This is a genomic window from Proteus sp. ZN5, assembly GCF_011046025.1.
Lineage (GTDB): Bacteria > Pseudomonadota > Gammaproteobacteria > Enterobacterales > Enterobacteriaceae > Proteus.
The window spans coordinates 3,442,456-3,460,236 of record NZ_CP047639.1; the positions used below are offsets into that span (position 1 = coordinate 3,442,456).

Consider the following 17,781-nt stretch of genomic DNA (forward strand, 5'->3'; position numbering starts at 1 on the left):
ATTGCATTTTTGTATGAGCTATTTTTAGTTTACGGATGCTCTTTTTCTTTTAAACACACCAGAAAACCACCGATCATCAACACAATAAAAGCAACATAAAGTGCAGGTTCTAATTTTCCTGTTAATGCGGTTGAAAGTGAAGAAATTACGGGGCCAACTAATTGTCCGATGGCATAAAAAGTGGTGAGTAAACCCGCCATATAACGCCCATGGTCAGGAGCTAGTTCTCTGCCTCGTAAAAAAGCAAGTTGTACAGCGCACATAAGACCGCCACCAATTAAGAATGCGCCAATCGCAAGCCCTGTTATCGTCGGGATCCACTCTGCAATCAAAATACCTAATGCTTGTAACCAAAGCGTAATGGCTAGGCGTAACTGTGTATTTAGTATATTACGCGTTAAAATAGCGATCCCGATACACAATGCAGCTGAAGCACCAAAAACAGGCCAAACAAATTGCGCGATCAAGCTACCTGGAAAGCGCTCTGCCGCCATTTGAGAAAGAAATGTGGCAGGTAAAATATAGCCAAATCCGGCAAAGGTATAACCCCAAATCAGCTTTTTCATCGCTGGAGTGAGCGTTAAAGGGGCAACTTTTACTTCTTCTCTGCTCATTTTCCAAGGTTTTGGAAGATGGTAGCTCACATATATGGCACAAATAAAAGCAAGAGAACCATAAATTAACCACCCTGCCGTCGCACTCATTTGCCATTTCATAATTAGCACAGCAAGAATACCGCTAATAAATATACCAGCACCCGTTCCTGCATAAACAGCCACACTTAATGCAGGCCGATTGAGACGAGCTAGTAACTCGTTAGCCCATGAAGCCACCAGCACTAACGTCCAACCACTTGCCCAGCCAATAAAAAAGCGCGCAATACTATGTGTAAAAGCATCATTTAAAAAAGCAGACAATAGAGTAATTATCACCGCGCCCCAAAGACCTGCCCACAAACGATATCCCGCACCTTTAACGGCTTTCATCGCATCATAAGAGCCAGCGAGATAACCAAGATAATTAAATGCAGCAACAATACCCGCACTTGTTAGCGTCAATTGATATTCTGCAATCATCAATGGCACTTGAGGTGTAAATGTAAAGCGCCCTATCCCCATTGCAACCACTAAAGCAAGAAACCCACTAAAAGCGATATGAAAAGCTTGTGCTGAATGACTTTGGTGATTTGAAGTATTCATGGATATCCATTATTTTGTTTTATCATTTTAATGTGCCGCCCATTAATAACAGAACAAGCAACACATTAACCCCAGACAGTTAACATTTTTGCAATAAGAAGTTTCATTTCTTTCTATTCACAAGATGATCTCTGACATGATGATGTTCATCGTGATAGATTAGTATCATGAAATAAAACAGAACATTTCGATAGATCTTGGAGTATATGATGAGTCAATGTCACGTTAGCGGTTTATTATCTCTTGATGAAGCGCTAGAAAAACTACTTGAAAAACCGCTGGCAATTACCAATACCCTTAACATTCCATTAAATAACGCCGCAGATTATATTCTAAGTGAAGATATTACATCTCCACTGAATGTTCCGCCTTTTGATAATTCGGCAATGGATGGTTACGGACTTCGTTACGCTGACTTAGAAGCTCAAACTCCACTTCCTGTTGCAGGTAAATCGTTCGCTGGTATTCCTTTTGAGGGAGAACTTCCTGCTGGGCAATGTGTACGCATTATGACAGGGGCAATGGTTCCTGCGGGTGTTGATACTGTCATAATGCAAGAAGAAGCTGAAGTGACTGAAAATGGTGTTCTTTTTTCACACCCTGCTAAAAAAGGCCAAAATATTCGCCGTATTGGTGAAGATATTAAAGAAAACGACATTGTATTACCGGCTGGCACTAAGCTTTCAACAGCGCAATTACCTTTAATAGCCTCTTTAGGTGTGGCAACCGTACAAGTTTATCGTCGTTTAAAAGTGGCTGTTTTCTCAACGGGCGATGAATTACAAACCATTGGCCAGCCATTAAAAGCGGGTCAAATTTATGATACCAACCGTTTTGCGGTACGTTTAATGCTTGAAAAACTAGGATGTGAGGTCTTAGATTTAGGCGTTATTCCTGATTCACCGGAAAAACTGCGTGAAACCTTTAAAAAGGCTGATCAAGAAGCAGATTTGGTGATCAGCAGTGGTGGTGTTTCTGTGGGTGAAGCCGATTACACCAAACAAATTCTTGATGAAATTGGTGAAATTGGTTTTTGGAAACTTGCCATAAAACCGGGAAAACCTTTTGCCTTTGGTCGATTACATAATGCATGGTTCTGCGGTTTACCAGGTAACCCAGTGTCAGCGACCGTGACATTCTATCAATTGGTTCAGCCTTTAATTGCACGTCTATCAGGCTTTAGCCATTGGAAAGCTCCGCAACGTTTCCAAGCCATTGCACAATCACCATTGAAAAAATCAGTTGGTCGCCTTGATTTTCAACGTGGTATTGCAAGTATTAATGCAGAAGGTGTATGGCAAGTAGATACCTCTGGTCATCAAGGCTCACACGTTTATAGCTCCTTTAGTGTCGCTAATTGCTTTATCGTTTTAGAGCGTGAACGCGGTAAAGTTGCAGCTGGTGAAACTGTTACTATTGAGCTATTTAATTCTCTATTAAAAAGTGAATAGCCTTTATGAGTATTGAATTAACCGATGAAGAAACGCTGCGCTACAATCGCCAGATTGTATTAAGGGGTTTTGACTTTGACGGGCAAGAGGCGCTGAAAGGTGCCTCTGTATTGATTGTTGGTGCGGGTGGCTTAGGATGTAGCGCCTCACAATATCTTACAGCCGCAGGTGTAGGAAAACTCACATTATTAGATTTTGATACGGTTTCCCTTTCTAATCTTCAGCGCCAAATTCTTCATCGCGACGCCACGATTGGTCAACCTAAAGTGCTATCTGCAAAAGCGACTTTAGAAGCTATTAATCCTAATGTCACGATAGAAACTGTTGATGCATTACTTGAAGATGAGGCTTTAGCAGAGCTTATTAGCCAACATAATATTGTTATGGATTGTACTGATAATGTGACAGTACGCGAGCAACTTAATCGTCTCTGCTTTCATCAGAAAAAGCCCCTTGTTTCTGGTGCAGCCATTCGAATGGAAGGCCAAATCAGTGTATTCACCTACCAAGATGACGAGCCTTGCTACCGCTGTTTAAGTCATCTTTTTGGTGATAATGCGTTAAGTTGTGTTGAAGCTGGTATAATGGCGCCTGTTGTGGGTACCATTGGCACATTACAAGCAGTTGAAGCCATTAAATTACTTACCGGTTATGGTGAAAACTTACATGGTAAGGTATTGATGTTTGATGCCATGCGAATGCAATTTCGTGAATTCAGATTACCTAAAAATCCGCATTGTGAAGTGTGTTCTGCCAAATCACCCGATAACTAACCACTTTCTATCCTAGATAGGGTAAGTCTAACTTCTTTAAACTTACCTTATCACCTTTCGAAGAGAGAGGTATTCACTCTAATGTAATTATCTTAAGCATAAACTCATCTAAATTACTCAAGAAAGTATCTAATCTTGAAAAGATAAATTCAGAGTGTTCATCACTTAGTTTCACATTCCCAGAACAACGTACATTAAAGTTTATTTGTAGGCATTTAGCTTCATTGGCAAGATAATCAACGGCACTGACAAATTTCTCAACATATAAAATATCTAGATTTGTCTCTTCTTTTATTTCGCGTTTAAGTGCTTGAAGCATGGATTCTCCCTCTTCAATACCACCTGAAGGTATTTCCCAAACATTAGGCATAAACTCATGCTGAGAACGTTTTAGAAAAAGTACTTTATCGTTTATGTCATCAACTTTAATGATGCCGCCAACTACGATACGATCATATTTATCCAAAGAATTTAATATGTTATAAGGAACTAAAGGCTCAATCATTTTTTATATAACTCCGCAACAGTTCTAATAATGGATAAATAGTTATCAATAAAATTGTAGCGTTCTTCACCATACCAAACATCTAATTTGAACATACTATTATGAAATTTAATGGCATTCTCGAAATGACATTTTTGAATGCGTACTTTTTTACAATAACTTTGAGATATCTTCTGTGGAGAGTGAAATAAAAAATAATTATTAAGTGGGCAAGTTGTTCCCGGAATATCAGCCTCTACAGCACCAAGTTCATTTAATTTTTTAACAAAATCATGGAGCTCAATTGTAAATTGAGTTTTATCAAATATGATAGGTAATGCGTACCAAGCAGGATTAGCTTTGTCAGGAATACGGACTATTTTTAAGCCATTAATAGACTCAATGCCTTTTTTCATTAACATTGCCGTTTCTCGCTTTTCCTCCATTATTTGCCCAAAGTGAGCCATTTGAGGCATAACAATGGCTGCTCCTAATGGGTGCATTCGCAAATTCAACCCAGTACCAGTAATAGCAAAATCTTTTAAATCCTCATTATGAACTTCTTTTTTTGCACGTTTATTAAAATGCCCAATTAGGATAGCTCTCTCATATATTCTGCGATGTTTAGTTGCGAAAAAACCACCTTCACCAGAAGTCAGGATCTTCTTACCTTGAAAACTCCATGCCGAACCATCAGAAAAGCTACCAATTATCTTGTCGTCCCACATTGCACCATGTGCATGTGAACTATCTTCCAGAAGAAGCAAACTGTTGCGTTTGCAAATATCTATAAGCTCATCCATATCACATGGAATACCCCACATATGGGTTATCACTACAGCTTTTGTCTTACTAGTAATTAAAGCTTCTACAGCCTTAGGATCAACATTGCCATTATCTCCACAATCAGCAAATTTCAATTCTGCTCCCAGTTGATGAAGGGGCGCACAAGTTGCAAAAAAAGTATAACTAGGAACAATAACTTCATCACCATGAGTAATTCCAGCACCGTAGAACATAGAAAATAGAGCTGTTGTTCCAGAATTAACTGCAACAGCATTTTCTACATTAAATTTTCTTTTGAACTCATTTTCAACTCGTTCATAAATACCACCGTTATCATAAATGGAGATATCCTCAATAAGCTGGTTTTGCACACTCTCTTTTATTTCATCAGAAATTTTGGGATGTAAGAATTTAGAATAATTTGAATTCATAGTTAGATATCTCATTTATATAGTTCTATTAAAATTACTTTTTTTTACTGCTTGTTCTAAAACATGCATTATAGATATTGAATTATTTAAATTTTTTTCAAAACCGGCCTCACCACCATCAAAAAGAAAACTTTGATACATCCTTATAAAGGGTGATATTGGTTCTGCTTTATAAAAATTAATTACTTTTTGTTTTTTATTTTTAATAGTGACACCTTCTTTATTGGCATGAAATATTCTATTTCTCCCATAGGCAGTAATATCTTCATTTTTTTCCATTCCTACACATGAAATATTGGCGAAAATAGTTACCCCAGCACATTCAAATTCAACAAAAGCAATATCATCAACGTTATATTCTCCTTCTGATGAGTTTATTAATTTTGCATAATTAATAGTAATCTTCTCACCATTGAATAAATAATTTATAATATCAACAACATAATATCCCATATCTAACCAGACGCCACCGCCAGAGGTTAAAAATTCTCCTCTCCAATTTGCATTAGGATTTTTACTTGAAATGATATAATTAATCATTATTTGAGAAATTTTATCGCCTGATTTATCCATTTCTTTTTTAAGTAATTCATAAGATGGTGTATATCTTTTTTGACAAACCGTAAATATTTTAAAATTCTTTCCACGAGAAAAATCACTAAATAATTTCGCTTGCGTTAAATTAAGCGCGAATGGTTTTTCTTTTATTATTTTCAAAGAATAATTACTACAATACTTTAATATTTCACAATATAAATCATGAGGCAAAGCAATAATCAACGTATCAGGTTGAATATTATCTATTAGCATCTTATAGCAAGAATAGATTGGAATTTCATAATTAAGAATTTCTTTAGCTTGATTAATATTATCTGAAGATATATCACACAAAGCATGAATTTTAACACCTAATAAAATCATTGCAGGTAAGTGTTCTTTTAATACAATGCTCCCACAACCAATTACTGCCACTTTCATTACAAACTCCTTTCTTGTAAAAATTAAATATATTTAAACTATTTAATTTTAAAATTATTAGATGGTAATAAAAATCTCATTCACACAATAAAAACCCTATAAAAACCACTATACAAATAAATTACTTAAACAAGTAAGAATATAATTTAAAACTACCATGTTAAATTATAAAGCAATTTTAATTTGATGTTTTTATATAAAATAACTTACATAAAAATACAAATAACAAACTCATAATTAATTATAAAATCATTGTATTTATTTCATTTCAATTAAAATATTTTTAACATTACTTTATAAGTCTAAATTATTTTAGCTTATTAAAATAAATTAAATAATAAAATTAGAAACATTAATAAAAGTAGGTTGTACTCTTATACATACCTGTTTTATATTGATTAATTATTTACGGCATATTTTCAAAACATTATCGCCCGCGTCAAAACGCAACAGGATGCCCTATAAGCAGAATCATCATTTAAGCACGCGTTTTATGTGCTAAAAAAGCAATACAAGGTAGAAGAATGACATTTCAAATTGCAGACACTCTCTATTACAACGGGCTTATTTATACCGCTGATCATAATAACAATATTGTTGATGCTATCGCGATCAGCCAAGGTGTAATTATTGCTTCTGGTAAAAAAGAGAGGTTACTTTCTTACTGTAATGAAAATACTGAGCAGATTGATTTACAGGGAAGAATGGTCATGCCGGGCATTATTGATGCACATATGCACCCATTCTGGGGAGGTGCAACGTTAGCAGGTTGCCATCTTGATTATCAATCACTCTCTATCGATGACATTTTATTGCGTATTCAGAAATACCTTGATGAAAACTTTATTGATGGTGATACCGAATGGTTAAAAGTCTCCGCATGGTATCGTGAAGGTATGCAACCTGAAGGCGTGCAAATGACACGTTATCACCTTGATACCTTAAATACGACTCGCCCTATTTTGCTCTTTTCTAGCGATTGTCATAGTGTGCTTGCCAATTCTCGTGCCTTAGAGTTGTTAAATATCACCGCTGAAACACCCGATCCACCAGATGGAAATATTGAACGTGATGGTGACAGAACCCCTATTGGTATTCTTGAAGATGCACCAGCAATGCAAGCCATTGACAGGTTACCGCCACTAACTGAAGCACAAAACCTGCAAATAGCCCGTCATGTTCAAAAATTATTAAATAAACAAGGTGTGACCACCATAATGGATGCGCGTGTAGGTGAGCCTCAATTACGCGCCTTTAATGCATTAAGAGAAGCAGGTGAGCTGACTCTTCGCGTAGAGAATGCCGTTGAAATCACGCCGGATGATGTACCTTGTATTGAAGATATTCCAAACGCTGTACACCATGCTGCCACTCGTTTTTCACAATGGCATCAAATCAGCGAAAATGCTCAACCTAGTGTTGCGATCCGCCATATCAAGCTTTTCCTTGATGGTGTATTGCAAGCGCCAATTATGACAGCACGCTTACACTCACCTTATCGTATTAATGTTGGCACCGATGACACGCCACACTGGCAAGATTCTGAACATATTGGCGATCTCTATTTCCCTCCTGAAATTTTAACGCCACTAGTCACCGAAATTGCCCGTGCGGGTTATCACCCTCATATTCATACTGTTGCTGAAGGTGCAATTAGCACGGCACTTGATGCCATTAGTGCGATGCGTGAAGTCCTACCTGAAAAAGATATAAGACCAGGGCTTGCACATAATGAATTGATGTGTGAAAAAGATTACGCCCGTTTTACACAACTAAAAACCTACCCTTTTCTCTCCTTCCAATGGGCAGCAGCAGAACAAAACAATATCGAAAAAGATATTGAAATGCTGGGTAAATCTCGCTGTGACTATTTAGAGACTGCTGGCAAGTTTATTGATGCTGGCGTTACTGTTGCTTTTGGTAGTGATTGGCCGATTGATCCACTTAATGAATGGTACGATTTTAAAGTCGCAATGACTCGTCAAAAAGATGCAGCAAGTCCTCGTCTTGATAATGATCGTAACCTAACGTTAATTGAAGTCCTACGCGCAGCCACTATTAATGCTGCTCAAGCATTGGATATGGATAGACAAATTGGATCATTAGAAGCCGAAAAATTTGCCGATTTTATTGTATTAGATCGAAACCTGTTTGAAATATCGGCAGAAGATGTTGAAAATGTCAGGGTATTGTGTACGATCATTGCGGGGAAACCCACAATTTAGCTGAATAATATAATTAATAAACCCGCTTTAAGCGGGTTTATTTTTATTTATGCACTTAATCTTATGAGAACTAATGTAAATTTAGTCTGCTATAAAGCAATGGCCATTACAGTACTCACTTCTTTTAATCCTTCACGCTCGTAAAAACGTTTAGCCGCACCATTTTCAGCTAACACCGATAACTCAAGATGCGTCATTCTTTCTGATTTAGCCCACTCTTTCATCGCTGTTAATAATAAACTGCCTGTGCCTTGGCTACGTACAGAAGGATCGACAACAATATCGTAAATATAAGCATATTTACGCTGAACTAAGCAGTTAAACATCGGTGTTTCTTGAATTTGCGCCATGCTAAACCCAACCACTTTACCGTCTAAATCTGCCACTAAAAGATGAAACTTATCATTTTTTACTCCATTAATAATAAATGCTTCATCTTGCTTACCCGGTTTCAATCGATCGGGTTGTAAATTAGCCATTTCATTAAATAAATAAGTGTAAAGCGTATTAATTTCTTCTACATCAGACAAAATTGCTTTTCTTATTATTATCATTTTTTACCTTTATTTGTTGTAGGTTTTTACAGGAGGCGCTGTATACGTTTCAAATTTATCTAAAAGTTGAATCGGGCATTGTTCTACAATCGCCATATTCCGATATTTTTCATGTAAGAATTGTTCATCCGCCATTTTATCAATCATCATTAATAATGGAGAATAGAACTGATTGATATTAAGTAAGCCTAACGGTTTTTGATGCAACCCAATTTGGCTCCATGTAAAGACTTCACTAAACTCCTCTAATGTACCAAAGCCACCGGGTAAAGCGACAAAACCTTCAGCTAATTCAATCATTTTACTTTTACGCTGATGCATTGTTTCAACAACATGTAGCTCAGTCAGATTTTTATGTGAAATTTCACGCCCTTCTAACAACGTAGGAATAACACCAATTACCTTTCCGCCTTCGGCTAATACAGTATCAGCAAGAGTGCCCATAATACCAACACTGGCACCACCATAAATTAAAGTAATATTACGTTTAACCAGCTCTTTGGCAAAAATAATTGCTTGTTCTTTATAAATAGGTGAAGCCCCTAAACTAGAACCACAATACACTGCGATAGATTTTATTTTACTCATTTTTTATTCTCTTTTAGCTAGTTAAAACGAGCTTCGAATTATACTGAAGGTACATTTAATAAAAAAGGTTAAAAAAAATGTTTTTACACTTTTTATCGTATATATATATTTAATTATTATTAATACTTATATTTATAAGAGGCTATTTTTTATTTATTAAAAATAAATTAATTTTTAATAAATCCAATTTAACTTAACCAATTTGAAATAAAAAATATTTATTAATGAATAACTATATTAAAACAGATGGTTTTAATTTATATTATGCGATCCTTTGTCATCTGCTGACAAAGATACATACGATTGATTATTGATGAGGTTTTATAGGATGTTGTCAGCCAGACACTCAGCTAAATTACAGGTGTTTTACCCTGTGCTTCTTTTGCTTCTCTCCATGCTTTCAATTCAAAGTGGCGCATCCCTTGCTAAAAGCCTATTTCCTGTTATTGGTGCCCCCGCTGTAACGGCGTTACGTCTGTTATTGGGTACTTTGATCCTCTTTTTTATTTTTAAACCGTGGCGACTTAAGTTTACTCGAGAATCAATTATGCCACTGTTTTTATATGGTTTATCATTAGGGATGATGAATTACCTTTTCTACCTCGCCCTTGAAACCATTCCTTTAGGTATTGCGGTTGCCCTTGAATTTACAGGCCCTTTAGCGGTTGCTATGTTTTCATCGCGCAGAGCCATCGACTTCCTATGGATAATTTTAGTCATTGCTGGCTTGGGATTATTACTGCCTATTGGCGATAATATTCATGGATTAGATCCGCTAGGTATTCTTTATGCACTGGGTGCCGGTGTAGGTTGGGCGTTATATATTGTATTCGGACAACGTGCAGGTAAAGGTTACGGCGCGGCAACGGTTTCTATTGGCTCGTTAGTTGCGGCTTTTATTTTCGTTCCTATTGGTATGTTACAAAGTAGCCCAGATATTATGTTCAGTTGGTCGATTTTACCTGTTGCACTAGCTATTGCGATTTTATCAACCGCATTTCCCTATACTTTAGAAATGATTGCTCTTACACGTCTACCCGCTAAAACGTTCGGAACTTTAATGAGCTTAGAGCCTTGTATGGGAGCTTTTATTGGTATTATCTTCTTGCATGAACATTTGACGTTAATACAATGGGTTGCCTTAGCCTTTATTGTTTTGGCCTCTATTGGTTCAACAACGACAATGAAAAGTAAAACCAAAATTGAGGAAGTAAAATAGATATTTAACTCTTTTTACTCAGTAAGAAATAAATACTTATTTTAAAAGGATCTTATGATCCTTTTTACTTATTAAATAATAACTTTACTGGCCTATCATTGCTATTTTGCACATATTGTCTTACCCTAAATAAGTTATTTCGATAGATTAGATTTTTTTAATAGATGACCTATCAATTTAATAGTATCAATCGATAAGACTAACCATTAATAATTTACTATCATAATTAACAGAAATTAAGATATTGAGTTATTAATTATTTAGGGAGAACGATTATGAGTACTGCTAAATTAGTCAAATCCACACCTTCAACTCTGCTTTATACCCGTAATAATCTTGATGACAGTGTAAAACTACACGCTATCGAATTATTGCAACAGATGGTGACGCAGTTTATCGACCTATCTCTCATCACAAAACAAGCGCACTGGAATATGCGTGGCAGAAACTTTATTTCTGTCCATGAGATGGTTGACGGTTTCCGCGATACCATTAATCAGCATACCGATGAGTTTGCAGAGCGTGTTGTTCAATTAGGTGGCACTGTATTAGGTACTGCACAAGTGGTGAGTAAGAAAACACCATTAAAAGCTTATCCTCTGGATATTCATGATGTACAAGATCACTTAAAAGCACTTGCTGATCGTTATGCTGTCGTTGCAAATGATATTCGTAAAGCTATTGACGAAGTTGAAGACGAAGATACCGCAGATATGTTTACCGCAGCATCACGTGATCTTGATAAATTCTTATGGTTTATTGAAGCCAATATTGAGAATTAATCTGCACATAAAAATACATTATTAATAACATAATTAATAATGAAAAAGGCTGTCATTTAAGGCAGCCTTTGTCTTTTTTACTATAGAGTTAAAATTTATAGACGACACCCGCATTAACGCCAAAACCATTTCCTGGAAACAGTAAGGCATCGTTTTTATTCACAGTTGGATTCGCTAGTGTACTTGCTGCGTAACGTTTATTTGTAATATTGTCTAAATTTAGGTAAGTAGACCACTGATTATCATATTGATAATGTGCATTAAATCCTAACAATGCGTATGGTTTACTTTTTTGAATATTAAGGTGATTGCCATGATCAACAGCAACACTGGTTGGTGACCAATATACTGTGGGGCCAAATTTTAATCCATTTACTTGGTAATAAACTTCACCTGAAATAAGATTCCTAGGAACACCTGCAATATATTTCCGGTTATATTCCCCACCCATAAAACGAAAATCATTGTAAGTCCATGTTGCTCGATAAATAATATCGCCCATTGGAAGTGGTTGAATTGCATTTAAACCTAGCTCTACACCTTGGTGACGTGTTTTTGCTGGATAATTATAAACATCAACAATATTCCCATCTGCATCATGCGAGGTGATATATTCATCTTTAATTAGGCTACGATAAATTACCGCACTCCAGCTGATATTGTCAGTTAATTCCATATCACTACCTATCTCAAAACTGGTTGCTTTTTGAGGTGATAGCTTTAAAAGATTCACTTTATTTAATGGTGCTTTAGGATTAATAATATCATTAAAAGAAGCGGGCTCATGACTCATACTAACATTGGCAAATAAGCGAGTTTGGTAATTAGGATACCAAATAAGCCCAACCTTCGGCGTTATAAAATTGAATGACTGATCAAGCTGATTATGACTAGAAAACAGATCTCTTTTTGCATGAGTCCCTTTTAAATCAAGGTTAACCAATACACTATTTGTAATATGTATTCCCGCTCCTAAAGATGCATAAATATTTTCAGCTCGACCATCGAATCGTCCTAACCAACCTTTAGGATTTTTTTCGATATCATCTTTCATTACCGAATGATCCCAAGCCAATGCGGTACGATAGCTAATAAGCTCTGTCTCTAATTTATAATTAAGCTGAGCCCCTTTAGTGTAATAATTTACAAATTGATAATGGCTAGGCGTTTTAAAATTATCGTGTGTTTGTGAATACCACCAGCCAAATTGGATATCGTGCGCACCACTGTTCCATGTCGATTTATTGGCTATACGTAATTGCTCAACATTTCTATGAGGATCTTTTTTCTTAATTGCAGGTAATACTGATTTAGGATCATCCTCAAGCATTTGTGAGGTTGCTGGGCCTGAAACATCAAAATGCAAATCTGTCCAATTAATCCATGTTCTGTTTTCAAAATTATCTAATGTATAACCCAATGTTGAGCGCATTGCTTTACGCTGAGAAGCTGAATGCTCACGATAACCATCATAATGGTCGTAGCTTAGGCTTATTCTGGCATCAATCAGATGATTTTCACTATCACCGCCTAATGCCATTTGCATACCTTGGCGTCCAAAAGAGCCCTTCTCATAACGTAATTGATTATGGCTATCTTTTCCTGTGTAAGTAATAAAGTCGAGCTCCCCCCCTAAATTATTACTTTGTAATTGAGTACTGTTAGCTCCCCGACGAATACTCACAAATTGCACATCGCGCACATCAATCAGACTGGAATGAAAACTGCCATCCGCTTCATTAAGCGGTAAGCCGTCTTGTAATAATAATACTCCTCTGGAAAGCGGTGCACTTTGAACACCTGATCCCCTAATACTTAAACGAGGTTGATCTAATCCACCAAATAAACTTTGTATAACAACGCCGGGTTGGTTTTTTAATGAGTCATTAAGTGTTAATAAACGATTTTCCTTATCTACGGTAATTAAATTTGTTCCGCCGGCAATATTACTTATTTTTTCAGCTTCAACATTATAAGTATGATTAGAGATATTCTCTGCTTTTAAACCACTCACAATTATACGTTCAGGTTTACTCTCATTCGATTGAGCATAATTAAATATTGTTGTTATCGAAAGCAAAGAAGATGAAATAAACCATAAGGTCTTTTTTAAAATAGGCATATTTATAGTTCTACTTATCGTTAATAAAAATGCCCAACATTGAATTGGGCATTTAATACGTTAATGATTGGCTTCATCATGTTCGATAATACGGAAATTCTCACAGATAAATAAATATGCAAGAACACCCATCGCAACAAGACCAATAGTGATAGTTAATTCTGGTAATGATGGCCAATAAGATACACCCGTTGATGTAACCATACCTGTCACCACAACGTTATAGCGATTTAAAATAACGCCAGAAGCCACTAGTGCACCAAATGTAACCAACCAACGACGACGTTTTATTAATGGAGAAAAGCAGATAATCAGTGGAACAATAACGCCAAAACCGACTTCAATCCAAAAGAATAAAGATTCAAAACTGCCTTCAAAAAGGTAACTCACTTTACCTTCAGCAATAATACTGCCAAATTTTAGAGCCAAATAAACAAGCATTGCATAACCTGAAATTCGAATTAATCCTCTTAATACAGACATAGGAACTTTATGATTAAATGCTCTACCTGCTAATGCAGTTTCAACCGCTATCATTGCGGGGCCAACAAAAAATGACGATATTAAAAATTGAAAGAAGATAATTGGCGACCACCACAATGGATGTAATTTATCTACCATTAATAAATAAAGCGCCCCGAGTGATGATTGATGCATCGATGGAATAGCAATACCAATCACCAATAATACAGGTAATATTTTGCGGAAAAATTGATGGTATTTACGCCCGATACGCTCAGTTGCGACTTCGCCAAACTCAATTAATTGCACACTGGTATAAACAGAAACACAAATAAAGACTTCAAAAAGCACTGAACTATGCCCTTGAGAAACTAATGGACGCCAAAAATTCCACCACTGCCCAATATCAAGGAAAAGCCCTACCATCACCAATAAATAGCCAATTAATGAGGTTAATGCAGCACTGCGCGCAATACTTGAAAATTGTTCTTGTTTAAAAACATAAACAATCAATGCAGTACCATATCCCCCACCCGCCAACGCCACACCACACATCACGTCAAACGAGATCCAAAGACCCCAAGGCCACTCATCATTAAGATTGGTTACTAATCCCAATCCAGTGACTAAACGAAATATAATAAGTCCGACTGCAATCAAACTAATGACAACAAGTACCCAGCGTACAGGTGTCATAGGAAAACGCCACTTACCAAAGCTGGTCGTATTATCGATAACACTCATTCTGATCTCCTTGTTTCATCATCCTTGCCATTTTTCTTCTGTTCTTGATGTAATTGCTCATCGTGACTGACTCTATCTTTTCGGTGATTAAACATCGCGATACCGCCGAGGATCACCGCCCAAGTTGCTCCCGCAATTGGTGTATATTTCATAAAATCAGAAGTGTAAGAAGAGAGTGGTTTTTCAGTTAATCCTGTTTTAAATCCAAGATCTTTAAATGGCACATCAGAAATGTAGAGCCATTCCGTTCCTCCAACTTCCTTTTCACCATAAATGTGCTGAACATAATTAGGATTATTCGAAATAGTTTCTTTCGCTTTTTCTAATAAGGTTTGTCTATCACCGAAGACTAAAGCTTGTGTTGGACACACAGCAACACAAGCTGGAGATTGTCCTTCTTCCACACGAGAAGAACACATCATGCATTTGGTGACATAAGGAAGTGATTTTTCCCATTCATATTTAGGAATATCAAATGGACATGCCACCATACAATAACGGCATCCCACACAGAGATCCGGATAATAAACCACAGGCCCAGCAGGTGTTTTTTGAAATGCTTTTGCAAAACACGCCGAAGCACACGCAGGATCAATACAGTGAAAACATTGCTCTTTGACGTAACGCCAAACCGCTTTATCTTCTTTTTCAACAGTAACCGTTTTTATAATTGTCCAGTTTTCATCTGCTAATTTGGCATTTTCGCCACTGGTAGGTTGTCTATCTTCTATCCATTTGTTTTCGTTGTACATTTTACATGCAACCGTACAACTACCGCAGCCGATACACTTAGTAAGATCGACTAATACACCTTTAGACATAATGTGTTTCCTCAATCTTTAAGCTTTCTTTTTATTAAAATGAATACTGCGATCTTGATAATGCGTATGAAGCAATTGGTGAGCACGTTCACCACAAGGTTCGCCTAAAAATTGTTTATAAATACTTTGAATTTCACTGTTTTCATAACTCAAGCGGATTGTGGCGCGTTCATCTTTGCTATACAGCGCTTTCATACGTAATGCTCGAATTTCATCGGAAGGCGGTAATGCCGAGCGAGGTTGGCCGCCACCCGCAATACATCCTCCAGGACATCCCATAAACTCAACGAAATGCCATGATTTTTCCCCATTTTGAATGGCTTCTAAAACGGGGCGAGCATTTCCCATACCAGAACAGACTGCGACACGAATTTCACCTACACCCGGTATACTCACAGCCGCTTCTTTAATGCCTTCTAATCCGCGCACTGGTTGTAAATTAAATAGAGGTTCTGGTGGTCTTTCACCTGTAATAAAGTAGTAACTGGTTCTAACCGCAGCTTCCATAACACCGCCGGTTACACCGAAAATGGCACCAGCACCACTATATTCAGACATAAGACGGTCATAGTTTGCAGGTTGAAGTGAAGTTAAATCGATATTGTGGCTTTTGATTAATCTTGCGAGTTCTCTTGTTGTTAGAACGATATCGACATCACGAAGATCTGGTTTTTCCCATAACACACTTGCGCCATTCATTTCAGGGCGAGCTGCTTCTGATTTTTTAGCTGTACACGGCATAATGGCAACAGAAACAATTTTACTAGGATCGATATCTTGTTCTTTGGCGTAATACGTTTTTATCATCGAACCCAGCATTGTCATCGGGGATTTTGCAGAGGAGAGATTAGGAATTAATTCAGGGTAAAACATTTCACAAAATTTAACCCAACCTGGTGAACAAGAAGTAAATTGAGGCAATACACCATTATTTTGAATTCGTTGCAGTAATTCGGTGGCTTCTTCCATAATGGTTAAATCAGCGGAGAAGTTAGTATCAAAAACTTTATCAAAACCTAGTTTTCTAAGTGCCGCCACTTGAAGTAATTCAATGTCTTCACCGGGTTGCATACCAAACTCTTCACCTAATGCAACTCTTGTTGCTGGCGCTGTTTGTACAACAACATGCAAGGTTGGATCTAATAACGCTCGAATAACCTTATCTGTGTCATCAACTTCTGTTATTGCTCCTGTTGGGCACCAAAGAGTACATTGACCACAATCGATACAAGGAACGCTATCAATTAACGGTAAATCATAGTTTCCCATTACGGTTTGTACTTTTTCACATACTTCAACGCATTGGCCACATAAAATACATTTTTTGTCATCACGACAAATGGCAACGTTGTTAGGATCAATAGGAATGCGACCTCTTACTTGAACCGGAAAAGTACCTTTCGCATTATATTGCTCAGGAACCCAACCTGTACCGCCAGAAATATTACCATCACATCCCGCTGTGACAGCGGTTACCCCAGCGGCAAGGCTTACCTTTCCAGCAAATGAAAAGAAAGAGCGCCGAGATAATAATTTCTCGTCACTTTCTTCTTTTGTAGGAAGAATAGATTTCATTTTTTACAATGCTCCTGCTTTAATATATAAATAAAATTACCGTTTAAAGGTAATAATATATAAAGAGTTGAAACTTATTTTTTGTTAAAAATATTTGTATTATTTCATTAATAAAAAAACCAATACTTAAGATAAGCATCGATTTAATGTGAAATGAATTTTTTATGTAAAAACACCCTATCAGCAATCATCGTTTCATTTAAGAAAATCAGGAGAGATTTTTTTAATTCAATAAGTGATAGGGTGTTTATGAGAGATATTGTACTGAAGAGAAATTAAAAAAAAACAGCTTACAACCTTATTAATTAAATATAATTAATTTTATTGATACATATCAAAATAAAAATAATTCCATAAAAACATCCCTATGAAGAAATGATAAAAAACCAAACAAATTAGAATAAAAAATGATTAAAAATCAACTAACTACAAGCTTTGTTATTTTTTATAAATTTATTGAGCATTTATCTTAACTAAATAAAAAAAGGATTATTGCGTAATGTTTAATAAAAAATATATAATTAGAAAAATATCAAATGAATAATATCTAAATAAAATATGCACTTTTTCTAAATTAATAAAAATAA

At 36.3% G+C, this 17,781-nt stretch carries 15 protein-coding genes; 5 read left to right on the forward strand and 10 right to left on the reverse strand.

Annotation, left to right across the window (positions count from 1 at the left end; all coding sequences use genetic code 11):
* Nucleotides 1-29 precede the first annotated feature (29 nt).
* Entirely contained in the window at nucleotides 30-1,199 is a 1,170-nt protein-coding gene (locus GTK47_RS15890) for a YbfB/YjiJ family MFS transporter (protein ID WP_165124985.1), read from the reverse strand.
* A 209-nt stretch (nucleotides 1,200-1,408) separates the two neighbouring features.
* On the opposite strand from GTK47_RS15890, the gene moeA reads away from it, so the two are divergent.
* On the forward strand, nucleotides 1,409-2,650 hold the full coding sequence (moeA, locus tag GTK47_RS15895; RefSeq protein WP_165126708.1) for a molybdopterin molybdotransferase MoeA: 1,242 nt from the start codon (nucleotides 1,409-1,411) through the stop codon (nucleotides 2,648-2,650).
* 5 nt (nucleotides 2,651-2,655) lie between these two features.
* The gene (gene moeB, locus GTK47_RS15900) at nucleotides 2,656-3,423 is read left to right on the forward strand and encodes a molybdopterin-synthase adenylyltransferase MoeB (protein ID WP_165124988.1); all 768 of its coding nucleotides are present in this window, start codon (nucleotides 2,656-2,658) and stop codon (nucleotides 3,421-3,423) included.
* Between the two features lie 73 nt (nucleotides 3,424-3,496).
* Here the strand turns inward: moeB and GTK47_RS15905 are convergent, their stop codons facing one another.
* The 3 genes from GTK47_RS15905 to GTK47_RS15915 are packed head-to-tail and all read right to left on the reverse strand — an operon-like array spanning nucleotide 3,497 to nucleotide 6,102.
* Nucleotides 3,497-3,928 (reverse strand): NUDIX domain-containing protein, encoded by a 432-nt coding sequence (locus tag GTK47_RS15905; protein WP_165124991.1) that lies wholly within the window; start codon nucleotides 3,926-3,928, stop codon nucleotides 3,497-3,499.
* Complete coding sequence (locus tag GTK47_RS15910; RefSeq protein WP_165124994.1) at nucleotides 3,925-5,124, reverse strand: aminotransferase class V-fold PLP-dependent enzyme; 1,200 nt, start codon at nucleotides 5,122-5,124, stop codon at nucleotides 3,925-3,927. The genes GTK47_RS15905 and GTK47_RS15910 overlap by 4 nt, the downstream gene beginning before the upstream one ends.
* Before the next feature lie 15 nt (nucleotides 5,125-5,139).
* Entirely contained in the window at nucleotides 5,140-6,102 is a 963-nt protein-coding gene (locus tag GTK47_RS15915) for a Gfo/Idh/MocA family oxidoreductase (protein ID WP_165124997.1), read from the reverse strand.
* Nucleotides 6,103-6,626: 524 nt separating this feature from the next.
* Between GTK47_RS15915 and GTK47_RS15920 the strand changes: the two genes are divergently transcribed.
* Nucleotides 6,627-8,327 carry an amidohydrolase gene (locus tag GTK47_RS15920; RefSeq protein ID WP_165125000.1) on the forward strand — a complete coding sequence of 567 codons (1,701 nt, stop codon included), beginning with the start codon at nucleotides 6,627-6,629 and terminating at the stop codon, nucleotides 8,325-8,327.
* An 89-nt stretch (nucleotides 8,328-8,416) separates the two neighbouring features.
* Here the strand turns inward: GTK47_RS15920 and GTK47_RS15925 are convergent, their stop codons facing one another.
* Both GTK47_RS15925 and GTK47_RS15930 read right to left on the reverse strand, forming a co-directional pair.
* Entirely contained in the window at nucleotides 8,417-8,881 is a 465-nt protein-coding gene (locus tag GTK47_RS15925; RefSeq protein ID WP_165125003.1) for a GNAT family N-acetyltransferase, read from the reverse strand.
* 9 nt (nucleotides 8,882-8,890) lie between these two features.
* On the reverse strand, nucleotides 8,891-9,469 hold the full coding sequence (locus tag GTK47_RS15930) for a TIGR00730 family Rossman fold protein (RefSeq protein WP_088493357.1): 579 nt from the start codon (nucleotides 9,467-9,469) through the stop codon (nucleotides 8,891-8,893).
* A 328-nt stretch (nucleotides 9,470-9,797) separates the two neighbouring features.
* On the opposite strand from GTK47_RS15930, the gene rhtA reads away from it, so the two are divergent.
* Nucleotides 9,798-10,688 carry a threonine/homoserine exporter RhtA gene (gene rhtA, locus GTK47_RS15935; protein ID WP_165125006.1) on the forward strand — a complete coding sequence of 297 codons (891 nt, stop codon included), beginning with the start codon at nucleotides 9,798-9,800 and terminating at the stop codon, nucleotides 10,686-10,688.
* Nucleotides 10,689-10,963: 275 nt separating this feature from the next.
* Nucleotides 10,964-11,470: a DNA starvation/stationary phase protection protein Dps gene (dps, locus tag GTK47_RS15940; RefSeq protein ID WP_023581243.1), complete on the forward strand. Its 507-nt coding sequence runs from the start codon at nucleotides 10,964-10,966 to the stop codon at nucleotides 11,468-11,470.
* A gap of 88 nt (nucleotides 11,471-11,558) precedes the next feature.
* Here the strand turns inward: dps and GTK47_RS15945 are convergent, their stop codons facing one another.
* Genes GTK47_RS15945 through GTK47_RS15960 form a run of 4 tightly spaced genes read right to left on the reverse strand, consistent with a single transcriptional unit; the run spans nucleotide 11,559 to nucleotide 17,194 of the window.
* The gene (locus tag GTK47_RS15945) at nucleotides 11,559-13,592 is read right to left on the reverse strand and encodes a TonB-dependent receptor (protein ID WP_165125009.1); all 2,034 of its coding nucleotides are present in this window, start codon (nucleotides 13,590-13,592) and stop codon (nucleotides 11,559-11,561) included.
* Between the two features lie 60 nt (nucleotides 13,593-13,652).
* The gene (gene nrfD, locus GTK47_RS15950; RefSeq protein WP_165125011.1) at nucleotides 13,653-14,798 is read right to left on the reverse strand and encodes an NrfD/PsrC family molybdoenzyme membrane anchor subunit; all 1,146 of its coding nucleotides are present in this window, start codon (nucleotides 14,796-14,798) and stop codon (nucleotides 13,653-13,655) included.
* Nucleotides 14,795-15,619: a 4Fe-4S dicluster domain-containing protein gene (locus GTK47_RS15955; protein ID WP_165125014.1), complete on the reverse strand. Its 825-nt coding sequence runs from the start codon at nucleotides 15,617-15,619 to the stop codon at nucleotides 14,795-14,797. Before GTK47_RS15955 ends, nrfD begins: the two co-directional genes overlap by 4 nt.
* 18 nt (nucleotides 15,620-15,637) lie before the next feature.
* The gene (locus GTK47_RS15960) at nucleotides 15,638-17,194 is read right to left on the reverse strand and encodes a [FeFe] hydrogenase, group A (protein WP_165125017.1); all 1,557 of its coding nucleotides are present in this window, start codon (nucleotides 17,192-17,194) and stop codon (nucleotides 15,638-15,640) included.
* Nucleotides 17,195-17,781 lie beyond the last annotated feature (587 nt).